At 49.6% G+C, this 19,353-nt stretch carries 16 protein-coding genes (1 of these 16 running past the window's edge); 3 read left to right on the forward strand and 13 right to left on the reverse strand.

The features are described from left to right. The 12 genes from AB4114_RS24660 to AB4114_RS24715 form a co-directional block, all read right to left on the reverse strand. A protein-coding gene (locus tag AB4114_RS24660; RefSeq protein WP_441990827.1) for a DUF1835 domain-containing protein crosses the window boundary here: on the reverse strand, positions 1-86 show its beginning. The gene continues 925 nt to the left of window position 1, outside the view; the window shows 86 of its 1,011 coding nt (coding positions 1-86); the start codon lies at positions 84-86; the stop codon falls past the left edge of the window. 27 nt (positions 87-113) lie between these two features. Then, on the reverse strand, positions 114-2,135 hold the full coding sequence (gene ligA / locus AB4114_RS24665; protein WP_441990828.1) for an NAD-dependent DNA ligase LigA: 2,022 nt from the start codon (positions 2,133-2,135) through the stop codon (positions 114-116). Between the two features lie 70 nt (positions 2,136-2,205). After that, complete coding sequence (gene pcrA, locus AB4114_RS24670) at positions 2,206-4,593, reverse strand: DNA helicase PcrA (protein ID WP_441990829.1); 2,388 nt, start codon at positions 4,591-4,593, stop codon at positions 2,206-2,208. Continuing rightward, complete coding sequence (locus AB4114_RS24675; RefSeq protein WP_441990830.1) at positions 4,583-5,284, reverse strand: heptaprenylglyceryl phosphate synthase; 702 nt, start codon at positions 5,282-5,284, stop codon at positions 4,583-4,585. The genes pcrA and AB4114_RS24675 overlap by 11 nt, the downstream gene beginning before the upstream one ends. A gap of 177 nt (positions 5,285-5,461) precedes the next feature. After that, positions 5,462-5,929 carry a hypothetical protein gene (locus AB4114_RS24680; RefSeq protein ID WP_441990831.1) on the reverse strand — a complete coding sequence of 156 codons (468 nt, stop codon included), beginning with the start codon at positions 5,927-5,929 and terminating at the stop codon, positions 5,462-5,464. A 188-nt stretch (positions 5,930-6,117) separates the two neighbouring features. Then, positions 6,118-7,044 (reverse strand): spore coat protein, encoded by a 927-nt coding sequence (locus AB4114_RS24685; RefSeq protein WP_441990832.1) that lies wholly within the window; start codon positions 7,042-7,044, stop codon positions 6,118-6,120. A gap of 28 nt (positions 7,045-7,072) precedes the next feature. After that, positions 7,073-7,297 (reverse strand): hypothetical protein, encoded by a 225-nt coding sequence (locus AB4114_RS24690; RefSeq protein ID WP_441990833.1) that lies wholly within the window; start codon positions 7,295-7,297, stop codon positions 7,073-7,075. Positions 7,298-7,413: 116 nt separating this feature from the next. Then, complete coding sequence (locus tag AB4114_RS24695) at positions 7,414-8,346, reverse strand: DUF4340 domain-containing protein (protein ID WP_441990834.1); 933 nt, start codon at positions 8,344-8,346, stop codon at positions 7,414-7,416. Next, positions 8,343-9,731 (reverse strand): GldG family protein, encoded by a 1,389-nt coding sequence (locus AB4114_RS24700; RefSeq protein ID WP_441990835.1) that lies wholly within the window; start codon positions 9,729-9,731, stop codon positions 8,343-8,345. Before AB4114_RS24700 ends, AB4114_RS24695 begins: the two co-directional genes overlap by 4 nt. A gap of 5 nt (positions 9,732-9,736) precedes the next feature. Next, on the reverse strand, positions 9,737-10,453 hold the full coding sequence (locus AB4114_RS24705; protein ID WP_171633200.1) for an ABC transporter permease subunit: 717 nt from the start codon (positions 10,451-10,453) through the stop codon (positions 9,737-9,739). Continuing rightward, on the reverse strand, positions 10,446-11,540 hold the full coding sequence (locus tag AB4114_RS24710; protein WP_441990836.1) for an ABC transporter ATP-binding protein: 1,095 nt from the start codon (positions 11,538-11,540) through the stop codon (positions 10,446-10,448). Before AB4114_RS24710 ends, AB4114_RS24705 begins: the two co-directional genes overlap by 8 nt. Before the next feature lie 341 nt (positions 11,541-11,881). Next, positions 11,882-12,367 (reverse strand): hypothetical protein, encoded by a 486-nt coding sequence (locus tag AB4114_RS24715; protein ID WP_441990837.1) that lies wholly within the window; start codon positions 12,365-12,367, stop codon positions 11,882-11,884. Between AB4114_RS24715 and AB4114_RS24720 the strand changes: the two genes are divergently transcribed. Further along, the gene (locus AB4114_RS24720; protein ID WP_441990838.1) at positions 12,356-12,571 is read left to right on the forward strand and encodes a hypothetical protein; all 216 of its coding nucleotides are present in this window, start codon (positions 12,356-12,358) and stop codon (positions 12,569-12,571) included. The genes AB4114_RS24715 and AB4114_RS24720 overlap by 12 nt on opposite strands. 433 nt (positions 12,572-13,004) lie before the next feature. Here the strand turns inward: AB4114_RS24720 and AB4114_RS24725 are convergent, their stop codons facing one another. Beyond that, on the reverse strand, positions 13,005-15,557 hold the full coding sequence (locus AB4114_RS24725; protein ID WP_441990839.1) for a DUF3656 domain-containing U32 family peptidase: 2,553 nt from the start codon (positions 15,555-15,557) through the stop codon (positions 13,005-13,007). Between the two features lie 227 nt (positions 15,558-15,784). On the opposite strand from AB4114_RS24725, the gene AB4114_RS24730 reads away from it, so the two are divergent. Together AB4114_RS24730 and AB4114_RS24735 are read left to right on the forward strand one after the other, a co-directional pair. After that, entirely contained in the window at positions 15,785-19,051 is a 3,267-nt protein-coding gene (locus tag AB4114_RS24730) for an FG-GAP repeat domain-containing protein (RefSeq protein ID WP_441990840.1), read from the forward strand. Positions 19,052-19,101: 50 nt separating this feature from the next. Continuing rightward, complete coding sequence (locus tag AB4114_RS24735; protein WP_065854648.1) at positions 19,102-19,353, forward strand: acyl carrier protein; 252 nt, start codon at positions 19,102-19,104, stop codon at positions 19,351-19,353.

Here is a 19,353-nt window from a genome sequence, read left to right on the forward strand (position 1 = left end):
ACCAAAATCTCTCCTTGGATACCGGATGCTCGAAGCTTATCGCCGAATGCGTCTCCGTTGACGATATGTAGGGTCGTTACAGGCATGGCGCTGTCACCTCTCTTCTATATAGATTAAGCTTCACCTAGCAGTTGCAAAAGCTCCTGTTCATCTTCAATGATTCGGATACCCAGCTCTTGCGCTTTCGTTAGCTTACTACCTGCGCTTTCGCCTGCGATTACGATGTCGGTCTTTTTGGAGACACTGCCGGTGATTTTAGCACCTCTGGCTTCGAGCTTCTTCGCACATTCGTCCCGTCCCATCGAGGAAAGTGTTCCTGTGAGGACGATTGTTTTGCCGAAGAACGGGTTATCTTCGCTGGCCACGATGACCGGGGCTTCCTCTGCAACAGGGCTCACACCTGCGGCTAGCATCCGCTCAATGCTGGATACCATCACAGGGTCACGGAAGAACGAGTGAATGCTCTCCGCTACGATACCGCCCACGTCTGGAAGCGTAATAAGCTCCTCTGTTGTTGCTTCCATGATGCGCGAAAGGCTGCGATAGTGATCGGCGAGCACTTTCGTAGTGGTTTTGCCCGAGTTCGGGATGCCCAGTGCATACAGGAAAGACGCGAGATCGCGGGACTTGCTCTTATCGAGGGCGCCGAGAAGGTTACGCGCCTTCTTCTCACCAAAGCGATCAAGCTTCACCAGATCGTCGAATTGCAAGGTGTACAGATCCGCAGGATCGCGGACATCCAGCTCTTGATGCAGCTGTGAAGCGGTCATCTCGCTGAAAAATTCAATGTCCATCGCATCCCGCGAAGCAAAATGCGCCATACGGCCCACGAGCTGCGGACTGCAGCCGAGACGGTTGAGGCAGAAGAGATGCGCACCGCGCATCTCCAGCTCACTGCCGCAGGACGGGCAATGCGTCGGAGATACGATCTCCTCGCCGTCATTCTCCTCGGTTACTTTACCGAGAATCTCTGGAATGACGTCATTCGAACGGCGAATGTAGACGAGGCTGCCGAKGGCGTGTTTGAGGTTTTTGCGCTCAATGTCCCCGACATTGTTGAGCGTACAGTTCTGCACCGTCACGCCTGCGAGATCGACGGCTTCTACGCGGGCTAGTGGTGTGATTTTACCCGTGCGGCCGACTTCCCAAGAAACACTTTGCAAGATTGTCGTCGCTTCTTCGGCTTCGAACTTATAAGCAATCGCCCAACGCGGGAATTTATCCGTATAGCCGAATACCTCTCGCGTGCGCATATCCGTCAGCTTCACGACGCTTCCATCTATGAGGAAGTCAAAGCTGGACCGCTCTTCAGCGATGCGTTCGAGCTCGCTACTTACCTCTTCGATGGTCGAGAAGTACCGTGTACGGTTACTGATTTTGAACAGGTTATCCCGCAAGAATTGAACCATCTCCGCATGATTTTCAAATTGAAGGTCACTCGAGTAGCCCACATTATAGAAGAAAGCGTTCAGTTTACGCTCTGCGGTTAGCTTAGGGTTCTGATTACGCAGGGCACCTGCTGCGGCATTCCGAGCGTTTTTGAGCGGCTCTGCGGCCGTCTGATTGTAAGCTTCTAGGACAGACAGGAACATGACGCCTTCGCCTTGCACTTCAATCGTCCCTTGATCATAAGGAATCTCGAGCGGGATTGATTTGATCGTTTTGACTTGGGCCAAAATGCCCTCGCCAACGGTACCATTCCCCCGTGTTGAGGCTTGTACTAACTGACCTTGTTCATAGGTAAGGTTTAACGTAAGCCCATCAAACTTCAGCTCGACCACATAAGTCGGGTCTGGCAGAGGCGTTTCAGGGTTCTTGCTATTGTAATCCGCAATCAGCTTAAGTACACGTGTATGCCAGGTTGCCAAATCGGTTGCGTTTTGAGCCTTATCCAGGCTCCAAAGACGTGCTAAATGACGATGTGGTTCAAAGCCTTTGAGCAGATCTCCACCTACCCGATGGGTAGGGGAAGCAGGCAGGGTAACCCCTGTTTCCTGCTCCAGCGTGGACAATTTATCGTAAAGAGCATCCCATTCTGCGTCAGAAATCGTAGGTTGATCCAAMGTATAGTAGTTATGGTTATGCTTGTTGATTTCTTGGATGAGGGTTTTCATTGCCGCGAGTTTATCGGTCATGGCGGACTTCCTCTCTCAATGGGAATATTGGCGGACAGGGCAAGGTTGGACGAGATAAGGCAGAGCGCTCCTACACTTTCGTGATCGGAGCGAACTTCGCGAGCAGGCGCTTCAAGCCAACAGGCGCCGGGAAAGCAATTTGCAGCTCGGTGTCATCACCCGAGCCCTTCACGGACACGACGGTGCCGACGCCCCACTTGCCATGCGACACGCGGTCGCTGGCCTTGTAGTCCGGCACCGCGCCGCCTGCGGCAGGCTGCGGAGCCCGGAACGCGGCCGGTCGGGGCGCGGCCGCGGGGCTTGGCGCAGCAGTCCCGCCAGCGGCAGTGCTAGTGCTAGGCCGTCCCCCGAAGGAGGACGGCGTGCCCCAGGCAGACGAGCCAGTGGTCGTGCCGCGGCTTGATGCAGCGGCGCTGCCGCTGCTGCCCCAAGACGAGGTGCCGCCGGAACGGCCGCCTCGGGAGAAGCCGCCGCTGGATCCGCCAGCGGAGACGGTTTCCAGGAGTTCCTTCGGAATCTCCTGAAGGAATCGCGACGGCGCATTCGCGGCGGTACGGCCGAAGAGCGTGCGCATGCGCGCGCACGTGAGGAACAGCTCTTGCTCGGCGCGCGTAATGCCCACATAGGCCAGACGGCGCTCCTCTTCAAGCTCTTCGTTGTCGGCGAACGCACGGCTGTGCGGGAAGACGCCTTCTTCCATCCCGATGATGAACACGACGGGGAACTCCAGTCCTTTGGCGCTGTGCATCGTCATGAGGACGACAGCGTCCTGCTCTTCTTCGGGCTTGTCTTTATCTAGTGTATCGATATCCGCGATCAACGCTAGGTCGGTAAGGAAGGAAATGAGCGATTTATCCTCATTGCGCTTCTCAAAGTCCATGGTCACGGACAGGAACTCTTCAATATTTTCGAGACGAGCCTTGGATTCGATGGTATTCTCGCGTTGCATTTCTAAACGGTACTGAGACATTTCAAGGATTTTCTCGGTAAGCTCGGTTACGGATAGGTACTCCACCATGCGATTGAGGTTATCAACCATTTCGCGGAAATCTGCGAGGGCATGCTTGGCCTTCGTGTTGATCTCTAGAGAATCAACTTCCTCCAACATGGCAAATAGAGAAATCCCTCTACGTCCAGCCATTTCCGCCACTTTATCCAACGTCGTACCGCCAACGCCCCTTTTCGGCACGTTTACGATTCGGTTCAGAGAGATATCATCGTTCGGATTGGAGATCAATCTTAAGTATGCCAAAATATCCTTAATCTCTTTCCGATCATAGAACTTGACCCCGCCGACGATGGTGTAGGCGATATCGGATTTAATTAGAATTTCCTCGATGACCCGGGACTGAGCGTTCGTACGGTACAAGATTGCGTGATGGCCGAAGTTCTTCCCGTTCGATTTATTCTTATTGATTTCATTCGTAACGAAGTAACCCTCTTCATACTCGGTATCAGCCTGATACAGCTTAATCGGTACGCCGCCCTCTTTATCCGTCCAGAGGTTTTTCGGCTTACGACCTGTATTGTTCGCAATAACTTTGTTCGCAGCCTGCAATATATTCGAGGTTGAACGATAGTTCTGCTCCAAGAGAATAGCCGTTGCATCCGGGTAATCCTGTTCAAAATTAAGGATATTGCTAATATCCGCTCCACGCCAACGGTAGATGGACTGGTCACTGTCCCCCACAACGCAAATGCGTTTATGTTTGGACGCGATCATTTGGCATAACATATACTGCGCTCTGTTCGTATCCTGATACTCATCGACATGAATATATTGAAATTTGTTTTGATAAAATTCCAGCACCTCTGGAACTTCTTTAAACAAATGGATCGTCGCCATAATCAAATCATCGAAATCTAAGGAGTTATTAGCTCTTAGCTTCTTCTGGTAAAGGGTATAAATTTTCGAGGTCAGCCCGTCGAAGTAGTCACCGATTTTGTCTTCAAATTGTTTAGGAGAGATAAGTTCATTTTTGGCTGTGGAGATGGCCGCTTGAAATGTTTTGGGCTCGTGTTTCTTCGTATCAATGTTGAGCTCTTTGCAGCAGGTTTTGATAACCGACAGTTGGTCACCTGAATCTAGTATCGTAAAGTTCGAGGAAAAGCCGATCCGATTGATGTCCTTGCGCAACATTCGCACACACATCGAGTGAAACGTGGAGACCCAAATATCACTTCCACTGCCACCCACCAGTTTACTAACACGATCTTGCATCTCACGTGCTGCTTTGTTCGTAAAGGTTAGGGCTAGAATGTTCCACGGTGCCGCTTTGCGTGTACCAATCAGGTATGCGATCCGATGCGTGAGCACGCGCGTCTTACCGCTTCCCGCTCCAGCCATAATTAATAGAGGGCCGTCTACGGCTTCTACAGCTTTGCGCTGTTGGGGGTTTAACTTTTTGACTGCTTCTAAAATATTGACAGTTTCATTCACGTTAGAGTTACCTTCCATTTCTATCAAAGTTCACATGCACGGTCTGGAGCGCCTGCTCCAAGTCACTATATATAATGTTGCCGACCACAATGGTATCTGCCGCTTCGGCTGCTAGTTGCGCTTTCTCTAGGGAGTCGATCCCGCCACCATACAATAAACGGGCATTCTCGAGCACCTGCCGCGTCCGACGGACGAGCTCCATATCTCCGAAGGTGCCGCTGTATTCCAAATACACAATCGACATATGAAAAAGCTTGTCCGCCATACGCGCATAAGCTGCTACGTCCTTCGCATCCAAGTCGGTACGCGCTGAGGTCAGCTGGGCTGCCGTCGCTTCTTTATTCAATATTATATAGCCTTCGGCTACGATCTCATCCCAATTCAATAATGCGCCGTATTCCTTCAGTGCCTCATGATGTTGCCCAACGATCCATTTCGGATCATCTGCATTCAGCACAACGGGTATTAGAAAAAGGTCAAACCCAGGCACAATTGCTTCCTGATTCGAAATCTCCAAGGCAACAGGAACCTCATATTGGCGGATTCGCGATAGAAGATCTACCGTGTTATCGAACGTTACTCCGGAAGAGCCACCTACGAGAATCGCATCTGTACCGGATAAACAGAGCCGATCCAGCGCCTCGTCTGAGATGTCCCTGTCTGGGTCGAGCTTAAATACATGTTTCCACTTGCGTATATCGACGATCAAATGTTTCCCTCCGATTAGGCGGCAGTTCTGCCATACTAACAACAGTCTATGCTACGCATTCTGGTGTGTCAAATGACAAAAGACGGGCTAATCGCCCGTCTTTTGGAGGAATATGCAACTGAACGTATCCGATCTGCGTCGAAGCTACATTTGCGCCGAAATACGCACAAATGTTCGTTATTTCACAACGATGTTGAGAATTTTCTCCACATTGATTTCTTTGTGATCATTTTGCTGAAGCTCAAGTTTAATTTCATGGGCACCTGTTGTTAAATTCGTGAGCGTCAATGGGCCTGTCTTCCCGATCATCGCCTTCTGCTTGCCATCCACATACAGGTGGAGATGTCCTTCTCCCAGTACGTTGGCTTTATTCATGTCTTCTTCCGATAATTTAAAATTGGACGTTTGGTACGTAATCGTGACATTCTTCCCGTCTACCTTGTAGCTGGCATCAATCGCAGGCTTTGCACTCGTCGTTGCCGCTTTCGTTCCTGTCTCCGTCTTCACTTGAACTGTTTTCGTTGTACCCGCATCCTTCGTCCCTGTTGCTACGGACGGGATGACCTCATCTTTGGAACCGCACGCTGTTGTTAATGCTCCAAGTACCATTAGAGTAGCCGCACCATATACCCATGTTTTTTTCATCAGCTTAAGCTCCCTTTTCCCTAAGTTTGGACATCCTATGTTCCTTATATATGTGAGCCAAGCCGTACTCATTCCTGAATTAGAAAAATAGTGGGACAAATTAGAGGAAGAAGCAAAAAGACACCCTGCCAATGGAGGCCAGGATGTCTGAATGTCTGGAAACGATCTAAACATGAGATTACACTTGTTTAGAAGTTATATTTATTACCTTCTTGTGACCTATTCATGTAGGAGTTTCCTTCGGAACCGGACGATGTTACGCCCTGCTGTGAACGGGAAACAATACGTGCTTGTGCACCTCTGCCTGTCCCCGTTATGCCTGTATGCTCATTTGCTTGGTTGGAAGAAGCTGCATAGCCCTGAGGCCCACGACCATAGTTCGATGCATCATGACTCTGATCTTGGTAGCTCCTTGTTGGAGTTTGGTTATAAGAAGAGGACTGTTGCTGAGACTGACTAGGTGTATATCCTTGGCCTCGACCTTGTTGATTATTGTATACCGCATTCGGATACTGGTTTGCATAATTCACTGGCTGGAACGAAGGTGCAGGTGCTGCCGTTGTCGTTGGTGCTTGGTGCAGTGCCGCAACTTGATTCTGCCCTTGATTTGGTTGTCCTTGTTGCTGACTGTATGGCTGTCTTTGTTGGTATGACTGTTCGAACTGGTGAGACTGCGTTGGGTACGATTGGTGTTGCTGCGATTGAGATTGAGTTTGCGGCTGTTGCTGCTGTTGCGACTGTGTCGTTGACTCCGAATTCCGTTCTTGCTGGGTAAAGCTTGCTGAAGCAGCTCTGCTAACATGCTGTTGGACGATAGCTTGTACTTGTAACGCCGTCTGACTCTGCTTCTGAATCTCTTGCTCAATCATCTGCTGCTCAGCCTGCCCAATTTGATAACCGCCAAGACTCTGAATTTCTTGAAAAACAAGCGCTTGGTCATCCAATGTTTTTTGCAATAAAGTTTCGAACGTCTGTCGAATGCTAGGATTAGCAGCTTCCAAGGCAGCCGTTGTGTATTCACGCGCACTGCGCTTCAGTTCAGACAGGACGAAGTTGGCAAAGTCTAAATCTTCTAGGTCGACTTGCTGCTGTTGTTGAGAATTTTGCTGATACATGCGTTTTGCACCTCCTTGTGGGTTCGAATTAGTGGGTCATGCCGGATTGCTGTTGCAGGGCATTCATTAGGATACTCATATTTTGCAAGCGTTCTTGAGATAGGTGAGACAGGGTTTGTTTCAAGGACTGACTTTGGCTGTTCACCGCGCCTTGTACACAAAGCTTTGCTAACAATTCTTCATTCTTGAATGTATCCGATAGATACGAAAGTTCTTTACCAGAAATAACTTGGTTCTCTTGTGTGTTGTACATGTGCATGTGACCTCCTTTCCTCTCTTTTATTTTTCCCAAAAAATGCCGTTTTATGTCGGATTAACAAAAAAACTGCTTCGCCACAGTTTAAATCCCTGTAGGAAGCAGTTTTCTCATTAGGAAGCAGGCTTAGCGGTCTTGCCCGCATAAGCATCTGCTAGACTTTGAATATCCTCGGCTGCCAAAGCGTATGCCCACTGCCCACCCTGTTTAGCTAGCCAAACTTGTTCTCCGCTCAATTTACCTTCATAAACGTCGGTAACGTCCTTCCCGTCCACCGTCATAGCTATCTCCAACTTAAGCTCTCCACCAGTTGTCGGCTTCTGTGCTGCCGCTTGCGGAAGTTCACTGCTATGCAAGAAGATTAACTGATCGAGGAGCGGACTTGCCTCCGTGCCCTTCATCTCTTTATCCCCAAGCTTCCAGCCTGCATCCGCAGCGACTTTATCTTTGTCTGTCTTAGAAAGCGTCCATGATTGGCCCTTCCACGTCAACTTGACACTTTGCACCTTGTCGTTCTCCTGATGAATCGGGCTTGTGTCGGCAAAGTCGACCGGCGTTTTGTTCAGCGATGTCAATGATTGATCACTGACTTGATACACGGCAGATGAGCCTTCCACCTGCACGTAAGAGAAGCCTTCGATCGGCAGTGCAGTCCCTACGAGCAAGCCTTTCTTGGAACCGTCCTTCAAGGTGACTTCATACGTGCCCACTGGTTTATCTAAGCCATATTCGGCTAGATTCGTTGCTTGATCCTCCACAAGCTTGGTCGATGTCACCAGACCTATCATATCTAACCAAGAATCAACTTGATTCGAATTGATCGGCGCAGCCGCTGGCTTTTGCATATCCCAACCAGTCGTCGTACGGCTTAGTTCAATCTGCGCCTCCTCCGTTTTCACCGAGACAGCCTTCACATCTTCTTGTTTCAGGGTTAGAAGGGACTTGGGTTCATCTTTCTTCTCTTGGAAGAAGTCTTTGCTTGAGGCGTACCAGAAACCACCGATGCAAATGACGACTAACAGAATGGTTGGAATAAACCGTTTCATCCTCTTCTCCTCCTCCACCAGATCAAGCCGCCAATGACTAGGAACAAGAGTGGTAAGAACACGATGGTAATGAGGAAAATCGTATTCGCTTGGCTAGGCGTAATCATCGCCTGTTGATACGCATCACCTTGACGCGGTCGGATTGTAATTTGATCCTTCTGTTCTTGCAGCCAGCCAATACTGTTCAGAGCAAAGTCCTTATTCCCTTGATTCTGAATATCTTCATCCAGCACGAATGTAGAACCACCAAGAATAACGGCCTTAGGCTTGTTATCTTTGTCCGAGATGGCGTAACCCAAATTAAGCGGTCCTTTGACATCCGTCGCATCCTGCTTCGTCTTGTTCTGTGCCAGCAGGTTAATGTCGGTTTCACCGTATGCTTTGTCCGTTGTCGTCAACAACAGGGATTTCGTGTAATCCGGTGCACTATCATCGGCATTCAAGCTAACAGCCAAGGAGAGCATGGTAATCAGATTATTGCTGGATAATTTGTTCGTAATATCGTGTGAACCGTACTCTGGAATGATCGTTAACGGGTCATACAACGACGTTTGTTTCGTTTCAATCGCAATCGCGTGCTGATCCTGAACACCGTAGGTTTTCATGATGGCATCGATATTTTTCCACTTCGTCGTCATATCCTTATTGAAGCCCAGCGCGATATAAATTTTACCTTTACCCTTCAAATAGGTCTGAATGAGCTCTGCTTCTTTGTCATTCAGATCGTTGGTCGGCCCAAGAAGCATGAGCATTTGCGCATCATCCGGGATTTTGCCTTCCACGTAAAGATTCAGATCTTTCACGTCATAGTTGGCAGCAGCCAGGCTGCTTTTAAAAATACTCATTGCAGACGCCGGATACTCTTGATGACCTGACAGTAAGTAAACCGTATGTTTCTCCGTCGATGTAAGGCTCTGAATCGCTTGCGTGAACTTCTCTTCACCTGAGAATGTGTAAGAACCATCCTGTTGTCCCACGAACAGTTCATAGAAGTTGATGTTTTGCTTTTTGGTGCCTATTTCAAAAATAATCGTTCCGCCTTGGTCCACCCCATACTGCTTTGCCATCGAAGGCTGCTTCAGCATATCGTACTCATCGTACGTAATTTTACTGCTTTGTTTTTTGTACTCAGCCACCATATCCGTGACTTGACGCGTTACAAAACCATTGCCATCTCCACTGTTCGTGAAAGCGATGACGTGAATATCTTGATTGAGATTTTTGAGTGCAGCGGTTGTTTGCTCTGAGAGCGTGAAATTTTTATTTTTCGTCAAATCGACCTGGAAGCCCTTAAGCGAGTGAAGGAAGATTGTCAGAATAATGAAAATGCCGATAACCGCGATTGATAGAACCGTCGCATTAGTTCCCCGTATCCACTTATTCATTCCGCTCACCTCCAACGCTTTCTTTCAAGGACTTGTATACAAAGAACCAGGAACACGGCTGTTAATGTGATGTAAAAGAGGATGTCTCCGCCATGGAAGACGCCTTTTTGCAGATTGTTCAAATGACTGGTCAGTGAGAATTGACCTACGTAATCCTTCAATTTACCCGTCATCGTGCTGCTAACCCAATCTAATAACCATAGCAAAAGCAGAATAACGAAGCCGGTGATCCCCGCAACCATCTGGTTATTCGACAGACTGGATGCGAACAATCCGATCGCCATCATCGCACAGCCAAGCAGGAACATGCTCAGGTACGACAACCATGTAACAGGCATATCTAATGTACCGAAGGAAGACATGATGAGCGGATATACGAGTGAGATCGCCACTAGGCCGACTTGCACGATTAGAGCGGATAAATATTTACCCAGCACGATTTCGCTAATACCCGCAGGTGATGTCAGAAGCAACTCGTCCGTACCCTGACGAAACTCATCTGCAACAAGACGCATCGTTAGAAGTGGGATGATGAACAGGTAGATGAACGTGGTATTGCCCACGATGGAGCGCGCGTCCACGATTGGCGGCTGTCCCGCTACGAAATTGATATAAAAGAAGAAGCTCGACAACAGCACGTAGAAGGCAAACGCCACATACGCAACTGGCGAGAAGAAATACATTTGCAGCTCTTTGGAGCAAATGGCCCAGATTCTACGCATCGGTGTCACCCTCCTCTTTGGATGTGTCGGCTGGCTCGTCCGTCGTCAGCTTGAGGAAGATATCCTCTAAGCTGAGGCTTTCCCGCTTCATCGCTAGAATCGGCAGTCCTGCGCTTGCGAGTCGGAAGAATACCGCTTCGCGGATGTCTTCTGCGCGATCTGCGGAGGTGACGAGGAGTTTAACGGACTCGACTGGTGCAGATGAAAGAGCAGCTGCGGGAACATCGGTTGCTTCGTCGGCAGCAGACTCCGAAGATTCCAAAGCTACCAAAGATTCTAGGGMAGACGCCGTTGGTACTACTGCCCCCGCTTCCGGTGCGTCGACTTCTTTCACTTCGCCGATGGAAGGCAGGCTGCGCAGCTCGTTCAAGATCCGCTCGCGAGGTCCCTTGACCTCGAGCGACACCTCGAACGTCTCGCCCATCGTGCGGCCGAGATGCTCGGGGCGCTCGTCGAGAACGACGCGGCCTTGGTTAATGATGAGAACGCGATTACAAATCGCGTTAATTTCAGGCAAAATGTGCGTGCTCAGCAGCACGGTGTGATTCTCGCCCAGCTCGTGGATGAGCTGGCGGATCTCGATGATCTGCTTCGGATCGAGGCCCGACGTGGGCTCGTCCAGAATCAGCAGATCCGGTTGGTGCAGGATCGCTTGCGCGAGTCCGAGGCGCTGCTTGTAGCCCTTGGAGAGGGAGCGAATGATTTGCTTCTCGCGACCTTGTAGTCCAAGTTTGTCGATGGCTTCGCCGACACGGAGTTTTTGCTCGCGCGCAGGCACATCGCGCAGGTTGGCGATGAAGCGCAGGTAAGACTGTACCGTCATCTCGGGGTACAGGGGTGGTGTTTCAGGCAAGTATCCGATCTTGCGGCGCGCCTTCTTCGGGTTATCGGCCATGGAGTGACCGTCTACCCATATTTGACCATGCGTCGGATTCAGGTAACCTGTAATCATGCGCATCGTCGTTGTTTTGCCAGCACCATTCGGCCCTAAGAAGCCGACGATTTCACCGCGCTGCATCGAGAAGTCGATGTTATGCACGCCGCGATCATTTCCGTACAGCTTGCTGACTTGTTTGACCTCTAGCATCCAAGATCCCCCATTTCTATGCGTTCGTATTATTCATCATCACTATACGGGTGGAAACATAAACCAACCTTAAGCGAATCTGAAAAATAGATTAAAATAATGTGTCTAAATTGTGAACTGGCAGAAGTGTTTTGTTTAGATGTGTTCCACTAGTGCACAATATGTCGGATATACGATTTAGATGGAAAATAGGTAGGTAATTCCGTGTGTTTCTCTGTTTTTCGTGAAATAACTGGAAAAGGTACAGCTATTCTTGGCTGTAAGACGAAAATGTGGAGGAATGATCAAAATTAGCTGGATAATTTCCAGTTATGCATTAAATTCGCTTAGAAATCGATAATTTAGATGGAGGTTTTCCATTTAAACGGTGCGGGGAAGCGTTGGCATGGGGCTTGATTGGGTGGTGAATGAGTTACGTTTGGCATGGACCTCGATTGATTGTTGGTTGAGTAACGTTTGGCATGGAGATCGATTGGGTGGTAGTTGAGTAGCGTTTGCTTGGGAGATCGATTGGGTGGTAGTTGAGTAGCCGATACAGCACCTGCTGGGGCAATTTGAGAGAGATAGAGTTGCTTCCACTGATTCAAGGTCGAATTCGTGGCTGTCGGGAAGAGGATCCGTGTGTTATTAACATCCCAAAACTCAAAATACAGCTGCGAGCTTCCTTGGGTATTGTAAGAATACACGGATGCTTCGTATTCCTTTCCAGGCGTCACCGCGATCTTCGTGCTGCGCAACCCCACCTTAAATCCGTTAACTGCACGCTGTAGACAGCGCTGTGCACGGTATACGTTGAGGATGTCACTGTCCCACTTATGACGGACCAACTTGCAGGCTTACCATCAGCAATCTGCTCAAAACCACCATTGGGAAGAATGGGTGAAGAATCTGCTCTTAGTTGTGTAGGAATGACAGTAAAAACAGAAAAAACCATTAAAAAAGATAGGAAAACAGCTAATATTGGCAGGCTTCGAAATCGATACATCAATCATCATTCCTGTCTTATTAAAATGGCAGTTAATCAAATTTAAAGCGTTATTATTCTTGCTTTCGATCATTATAAAGCCCGCTGCAGATCGGATACTATGCACTTATTTCAATAAAGTGTTCACTATTTCAATACAGCCTACATAAATCCTCATGTAACTTCCTTGAAACTGACACTTACGACGCCACACACATCATTAACTGGAAAACCTCCCGTTATTTTTCCGATTTCAGCTGGATTTTAAAGAATAACTGGAAAATAGGTAGGTAATTTCTAAGATTTTGCTGTGATTGAGGAAATGACTCGATATTACATGTACTTTTTCCAGATATTTATATAATGTTGAGGATTCTCACGGAATTAACTGTATGTTCTCCCGTTATATCTTTGTAAAGAGACCCTAAACTTTTAAAAAAACCGCCCCCCGACATCGTTGTCGGGAGACGGTCTAGAAATTGTGCTATATTCGTAGCTATTTATTTCACCAACGTACCCTTCGTTACACCCAATTGGTTCGTCGCCTTCAGGGAACGCCATACTTGTGTGCCACTAATTTGACCATCAATCGCTTTGCGGTACAGGTCAAGAATTTCGGTTACTTTCTCTGGTGTCTCTTCCAAGAACTCCACACGGAACGAGCGAATGCCTAGATCCATGAAATGGTTCAAATACTCTGCACCAGACTGATCTATCGCGTTGTACACGGTATTCCGGCAGCCTTCATCTACGCGCACGGGATGAGACATGCCCACACGATCCTGCAAAGAAACGCGCTTCTCCTCGCATGGACGACCACAGTTCGTGAAGTCAGTTCCTTCACTTAGGAACGTACAGTACACACAGTGTTCGGTGTGGAACATCGGCATGTGCTGATGAATAACAACTTCGAGCTTGGATGTTTCCGCGCGGCGAAGCAAGTCAACCATCTGCTGAATATTCAAGTCATACGAAGGTGTTACCTTTGAAAGCCCAGCAGCCAAGAACAAATCCGCTGCCTTATGGTTAGCAACATTCAAGGAGAAGTCACCGATCAACTGCGGTTGTGGTGCATCGGGATTCTCAAAGCGATGCTTCAAGAAATAGTAGGCTGCGCCAGTATTACGAATCAGAACCGCATCTGGCTTAAGCTTGAGTATATTGTTAAAATAGCCCGTTTCCCCTGGCATATGAATCCGCGGTGTCACGAGGGCAATTCGGCGCCCCGCGGCATGAACGGCTTCGACAGCGGCAGGAAACTGCTTAATAAATTCAAAATCAGCATAAATCAAGTTGACGTCCGTAGTCGCCAGCACAGCCTTCACCTGATCCAAGCTACGGCAAAGTGCGGTCAACTGGGCGCTACTACGATCCGCTTGGGATAGAGCAGGTGCATTCACAGCGGTAACAGCCGCATGATGCTCGGTCACAGCAACCGGCACGTCGTCATAAACGCCGACTTCACGCTTGATGTACGCGCGCGGCTTCTGCCGCTCGTCTTCCATCAACTCGACAGCCATGCGGCGCATGCTGTTCAGCTCACGCATCGGCACGATCAATGCGCCGTCCAGCTGGACATCCAGCTCGGCAAGCTCATAAATCGTGCCGCCAAGACGACCGAACTGCTCGGTGAAGAGCTGTTCGTCCATGGGTCTTTTTTCCGCTTGAACCAGCGGAAGCTCGGACTGTACGAAGACGGTGTGACCGCCTTTCACATCCGTCCACCAGCTCTTCAGCGTCTCGCCAAGGACGCCAGTTACTTTCACACTTACCGGGAATGTACGGTAAGGCTTATCCGTCTCGAACGTCTGACGCAGACGTTTGTCCAGCGCAGGATCGTTCGTCTTCCAGATGCGGTCGCCAACGTGCAAACGGCCTAGCTCTACATCGTTGCGTCCCATAACGATTTCGATTAATCCACCCTCGGCTTCGCCTTCGAGTTTCTCTCCCTTGCGGCGCAAATCGTAGATGCGCCCGCCTTCCTCCTTCTTCGTCGGGTCTCCCGCGTCGAAGACTAGCCCATCACCACGCTTCAGCGGCGCTTCCAGCTCACAGATCACCGCATCGCGCAGAATCTGCTTGATGCGACCCACGAAAACCCCACGGCTCTTCGGAAACGTGCCGTCAACCAACTGCTTGTTGTTGGTTCCTTGCAGGAACCCAACTGTAAAACCGCGTGAGAAGCTCTGCTGCAGCTCACGCACTTCCTCTTTGGACGGACGAGCGTCCAGCCCATCGAAATAACGATCAATGGCTTTGCGATATTTGCTCACAACATTGGCTACATATTCAGGGGTCTTGAGACGCCCTTCAATTTTGAAAGAACGAACGCCCGCTTCGATCAGCTCCGGCACGATTTCAATCGCCGCCAAATCTTTCGGCGACAGCAAATACGTCACGTCACCCATCGGCTTTTGCTCGCCATCGACCATCAAGTCATACGGTAAACGGCACGCCTGCGCACACTCACCACGGTTAGCCGAACGTCCTCCCCACATTTCGGAGGTTAAGCATTGTCCCGAATAGGACACACAAAGGGCACCATGCACGAACACTTCCATCGGAAGCTTCGCTTGATCACCGATTTGTTTAATTTGTTTCAGGTTATTCTCACGACCGAGAACGACACGTTCGATATCGAAAGGTTTTGTAAACTCAACCGCTTCTGGCGATGTAATCGTCATCTGCGTTGAACCGTGAATCGGGAAATCGGGTGAGATTTCACGAATCATTTTAACCAAGCCCAAATCCTGAACAATTACCGCGTCCACGCCCGCATCGACACACGCATCAATTAATTGTTTGGCATCGTTCAACTCTTCCTCGAATACGAGAATGTTAAACGTTAGGAAGCCCTGTACACCATATAGATGAAGGAACGACATAATATCCGGCAGCTCGGCCATCGTAAAGTTATGCGCTCTCGCTCTCGCATTGAATTTCTCCACACCAAAAAACACGGCATCTGCCCCATTGGCAACAGCCGCTCGCAAACAATCCCAATCCCCCGCAGGGGCCAATAATTCTACATCTTCTCTGCGTATCGTACGCATGGCAGCAAATCCTTTCAATATCAATCCTCGGTAATCCTCAAACTCTTCTCTTTAGTGTAACAGAAACGATAGGTAGGAATCTAGGGCAGGGGATAACTACCCCTTAAGCCAATATCCGACAATACAATGCGCTTCCATGCCTTTAGAAGTTAACAAACGTACCCATGAATGCTATAATGGCAAGGATAGTGGCCTTTATCAACCTTTCTAGCAATCGAGGGATCCTTTTGAATTTGTCGAAAATTCGTGTAACCCAACTACTTCTCGGGTTAAGCCTTGGCCTCTTAGTCATCGTGCTAACCCTTCTATTTTTGCCAAAAGTCGAGGAAACTAAGCTTCTATACGCAACGAGCGGGGATTCTTATGATACAGCCGCTTATAGTAATTTCGAGCAAACCTTGCAAGCAGGTGTTCAAATTGATAGAAAAAGCGTGCTTTCCCTCTCAGCCCGCCAGCTACGCTCCTATGACGCTCTATATCTGGATCCCGCGCTAGCGCAGGCTTCCACATGGTCCAAACAAGCGGATAAGCTCATGAGCTTCGTGAAGCACGGTGGACATTTACTGTTAGAAAATGAGTTCGCGAATCAGTTCCCGGTAGACTTTCTGGGAGCTAAGTCGATTATTGATTTGAACAAAGTGCCTATCGGCAACTTAGTTTTAAGCCCTCAGACAGTAGATTCGCTGACGCTTGGCTATCCACAGGTGTCTGTTAATTTACAGGGCATTCAGCAATCGTTTCAATTGTTTACACAAAGCTATCTCAAACATAATGCCATGGATGATATGCCTGGATTTCATCTTGGATACGGCTTCGAGCCATCTACGGGACAATCCGTTATCAACATGTATAAAGCATTCGAATCCAAGCAGCCTGTCTCCCTTGTCTTACACAATCGTGTGGGCAAAGGCGCCGTGCTCATCAGCAGTAATTTCCTGCCGAACCGGTACTTCCCTACGGGCTTTGATATGAAGAGCGGATTCGATCCGAAATTAGGCTTTGCCCAACTGGCAGAGAAGTACCAAGCAGCAAGCAAGGCAACACCGGGAACGACTTACTTCAATAAAAGAGCGATGCCCATCGAGCCCTATTTTAATTTTGCTTGGGCGGCGGCGAACATGCAGTATCGCAGTGAACTGCTCGCCTATGTCGCTAAGGAAACGCTCGGGTACAGTATTAAGAAGAGTCTTGGGCCGTATGGCAGGCCAGCGATGGCGTTTCAGAACCATTTTGAGGCGATGCCGGCCATTGGGCAAAAAGACGGCATTGCCTGGGCGGAGAAGCTGAAGGAGTATAACGAGGTTCCCTCGTTTACCCTCGTGCGCAGCGCCTTCTACTGGGGTGAATGGCGCGAGAGCGTGACGGTGCAGCTCAACACAGGAACGAACGCGAAGCCGTCGTTCGTCGGTGAGCTGCCCGGCTCCGGCTACGCGAGCGGACTGCACGTGATGGCTGCCGGCATTCCGTTGCGGCAAGCCACGTACGGGCCGTATCGTGACCTCGCAAGCACGATTGAACTGCCGTACCGCGCGTACCCGGCTGCCGCGGATCTGAACGGCGACGGCCGCATGGACCTCGTCGTCGGCAGCGCAGATGGATTCGTGTACGTCTACACGAATCTGGGCAAGGATGAGGCGGCTTACGTCAGCGAGCCGCCGCCGAAGGGCATGGCGCTGCCCGACACGTTCGGCGCGCCGGCGAAGTTACTGCTGGAGAGCGGCGCACCGCTCCAGCTCAGCCCTTACAGTGCCGTTCACGCCGCCGACGTGAACGGGGATGGCCGCACGGACCTCGTCGTCGCAGGCGAGTCCGGCGGGGTGTGGCAGCTGCCGCAACTCGCAGGCGGCAGGTTCGGCAAGCCCACGGCTGTGCTCGCGGGCGGGAAAGCGCTGCAGCTGCCCGGAGGGCCTGCAGCGCCAGCCGTCGCCGACGTGAACGGCGACGGCAAGCTCGACCTCGTCCTAGGCGCAGCCGATGGACGAGTGTGGCTGTATCAGGGCCGCAGCGCAGCGGCCCTGGATCTTGAACCGGAAGGCAGCGTGATCATCACGCTGCCGAACCGCTCCACGCACGCCGCGCCAGCGGTGCGTGACATGAATCAAGACGGCCGACCGGATCTCGTGGTCGGCAGCAGCGATGGGGACCTCCAAGTGTTCACGCAAGAAGTTGGTGGCGCTTGGGCAGACATAGGTCCCCTCGCAGGGACAACCTTGAACCAAGTCGGTAACCACGCGTTAGTTGCTGGACATTATTCCGTGCCACTATGGCTGGACCTCAATCACGACGGCAATGATGATCTCATTGTGGGTGGTATCGAATTCGGCTCTCCAGTGTCGATCGATGATCCGCACTTTCCATATAAGGCGGAATTAAACGAGTTCATTGCGTATGCGAAAGATCAGCATTTACAACTAAATCCGCATACATTTGTACATAATTTTAAGAGTGCTGAAGATGAGACCACAGAGTTCAACCTGCATCAACAGGCTTTTGATAAGCTCGGTATTCCATGGTTACATCCTGGAACGAACCAGCACACCTGGCGCATTAACAATGAAGATCACGATCAGACCCTGCTTACCGAGAAAGGAAAAGGCATGTGGTACAACTTCGGATTCTTACCGTCCGAGTCTCCTGTGCTCGCTCGTCCAGAATCGATCTGGTCGTTTCCCTTCCTTCTTCAAGATGAGCAAGGAAAGACTGATGCGACGATGCTCATTCATGCACCTACACCCGTCCTTAGGCCAGCTGGTGACAATGCGAACACGGATATTTTCGAATCCATGGTCAAGTTGGATATGCCGATAGATTATTTCGAGCATATTGAATACCATTTTCCTGAACCTCAGAAAATCGCTAACTTAACGGAATTCGCTGATTACTTTGACAAGCTTCGCACGAAGCATGATTATAATTTTATGTCCGAAACACAGATGGCCAAATCGTTCTTAACCGCTATGCAAAGCGATGTGAAGATCAGCCAATCCTGGGCCTCCTATCTGTGGGATCGATTGAAAGATCGTCTCAGCGGAGGTAGTCCTCACTTCCACGCTACGCTGTCACCAGAAACATCAGGCGTTTCTGGTTTAACGGAAGAGTACGCGAATACCTTAGGCGTCACCATTGAAAAAGGCGATAAGCTAGCCCTATACTCCCTGCAAAGCAATTCCAACATCTATACGACGATGGAGAACAAGTTATATCTCGGATTAGCAAAGAAGGCTGAGATACGCGTGGGCCCAACGTCACAACAGTTCCATGTTGTCCGTTCGAATGTTCCTTTTACCCTTACAGAGGAAGGAACCACCTATCAGCTGAAGCTTGAATCAGCGGGTCTGCAGCAAGTGAAATTGTTTAGTCCAGTTGAGCTCAAATTAGAGTCTTCACCTGATGTTACCGTCCAGCATGACGCTGCTTCCCAAACGTACACACTGACCCGATATGGGGATGTAACAACACTTACTCTTGCCGGACCTGTCGCCAATGCGCAGTAACCCTATCAACATTCTTCATCTACCTATTTTTGAATCAGGAGGCTTTCCCCATGTCTACTTTATTAGAAGAGCTTGAGCAGCATATTCGCGAGCGTTACGAAATTGCCGAGGACGATGACGATTTCGATGTTGATGTTCATTTGTTCGATTATGGTTTTATTGATTCCGTTGGGGCGACTGCCCTCATCGCGCATATTGAGAAAACGTACAACCTGCAAGTGACGAATCAAGATCTTATGCTCTATCCAATGAACACGGTGAATGAAATTGCCGAATTTATTTCCAAGAAGACAGCGAGGTAA

It is taken from the genome of Paenibacillus sp. 2RAB27 (assembly GCF_052115445.1).
GTDB lineage: Bacteria > Bacillota > Bacilli > Paenibacillales > NBRC-103111 > Paenibacillus_E.

Coding starts and splice junctions, on each gene's coding strand:
- AB4114_RS24735 (WP_065854648.1), top strand. CDS start 19,102: ATGTCTACTTTATTAGAAGAGCTTGAGCAGCATATTCGCGAGCGTTAC.
- AB4114_RS24725 (WP_441990839.1), bottom strand. CDS start 15,557: ATGCGTACGATACGCAGAGAAGATGTAGAATTATTGGCCCCTGCGGGG.
- AB4114_RS24690 (WP_441990833.1), bottom strand. CDS start 7,297: ATGTACAACACACAAGAGAACCAAGTTATTTCTGGTAAAGAACTTTCG.
- AB4114_RS24695 (WP_441990834.1), bottom strand. CDS start 8,346: ATGAAACGGTTTATTCCAACCATTCTGTTAGTCGTCATTTGCATCGGT.
- pcrA (WP_441990829.1), bottom strand. CDS start 4,593: ATGGAAGGTAACTCTAACGTGAATGAAACTGTCAATATTTTAGAAGCA.
- AB4114_RS24700 (WP_441990835.1), bottom strand. CDS start 9,731: ATGAATAAGTGGATACGGGGAACTAATGCGACGGTTCTATCAATCGCG.
- AB4114_RS24685 (WP_441990832.1), bottom strand. CDS start 7,044: ATGTATCAGCAAAATTCTCAACAACAGCAGCAAGTCGACCTAGAAGAT.
- AB4114_RS24705 (WP_171633200.1), bottom strand. CDS start 10,453: ATGCGTAGAATCTGGGCCATTTGCTCCAAAGAGCTGCAAATGTATTTC.
- AB4114_RS24720 (WP_441990838.1), top strand. CDS start 12,356: ATGACGGACCAACTTGCAGGCTTACCATCAGCAATCTGCTCAAAACCA.
- AB4114_RS24680 (WP_441990831.1), bottom strand. CDS start 5,929: ATGAAAAAAACATGGGTATATGGTGCGGCTACTCTAATGGTACTTGGA.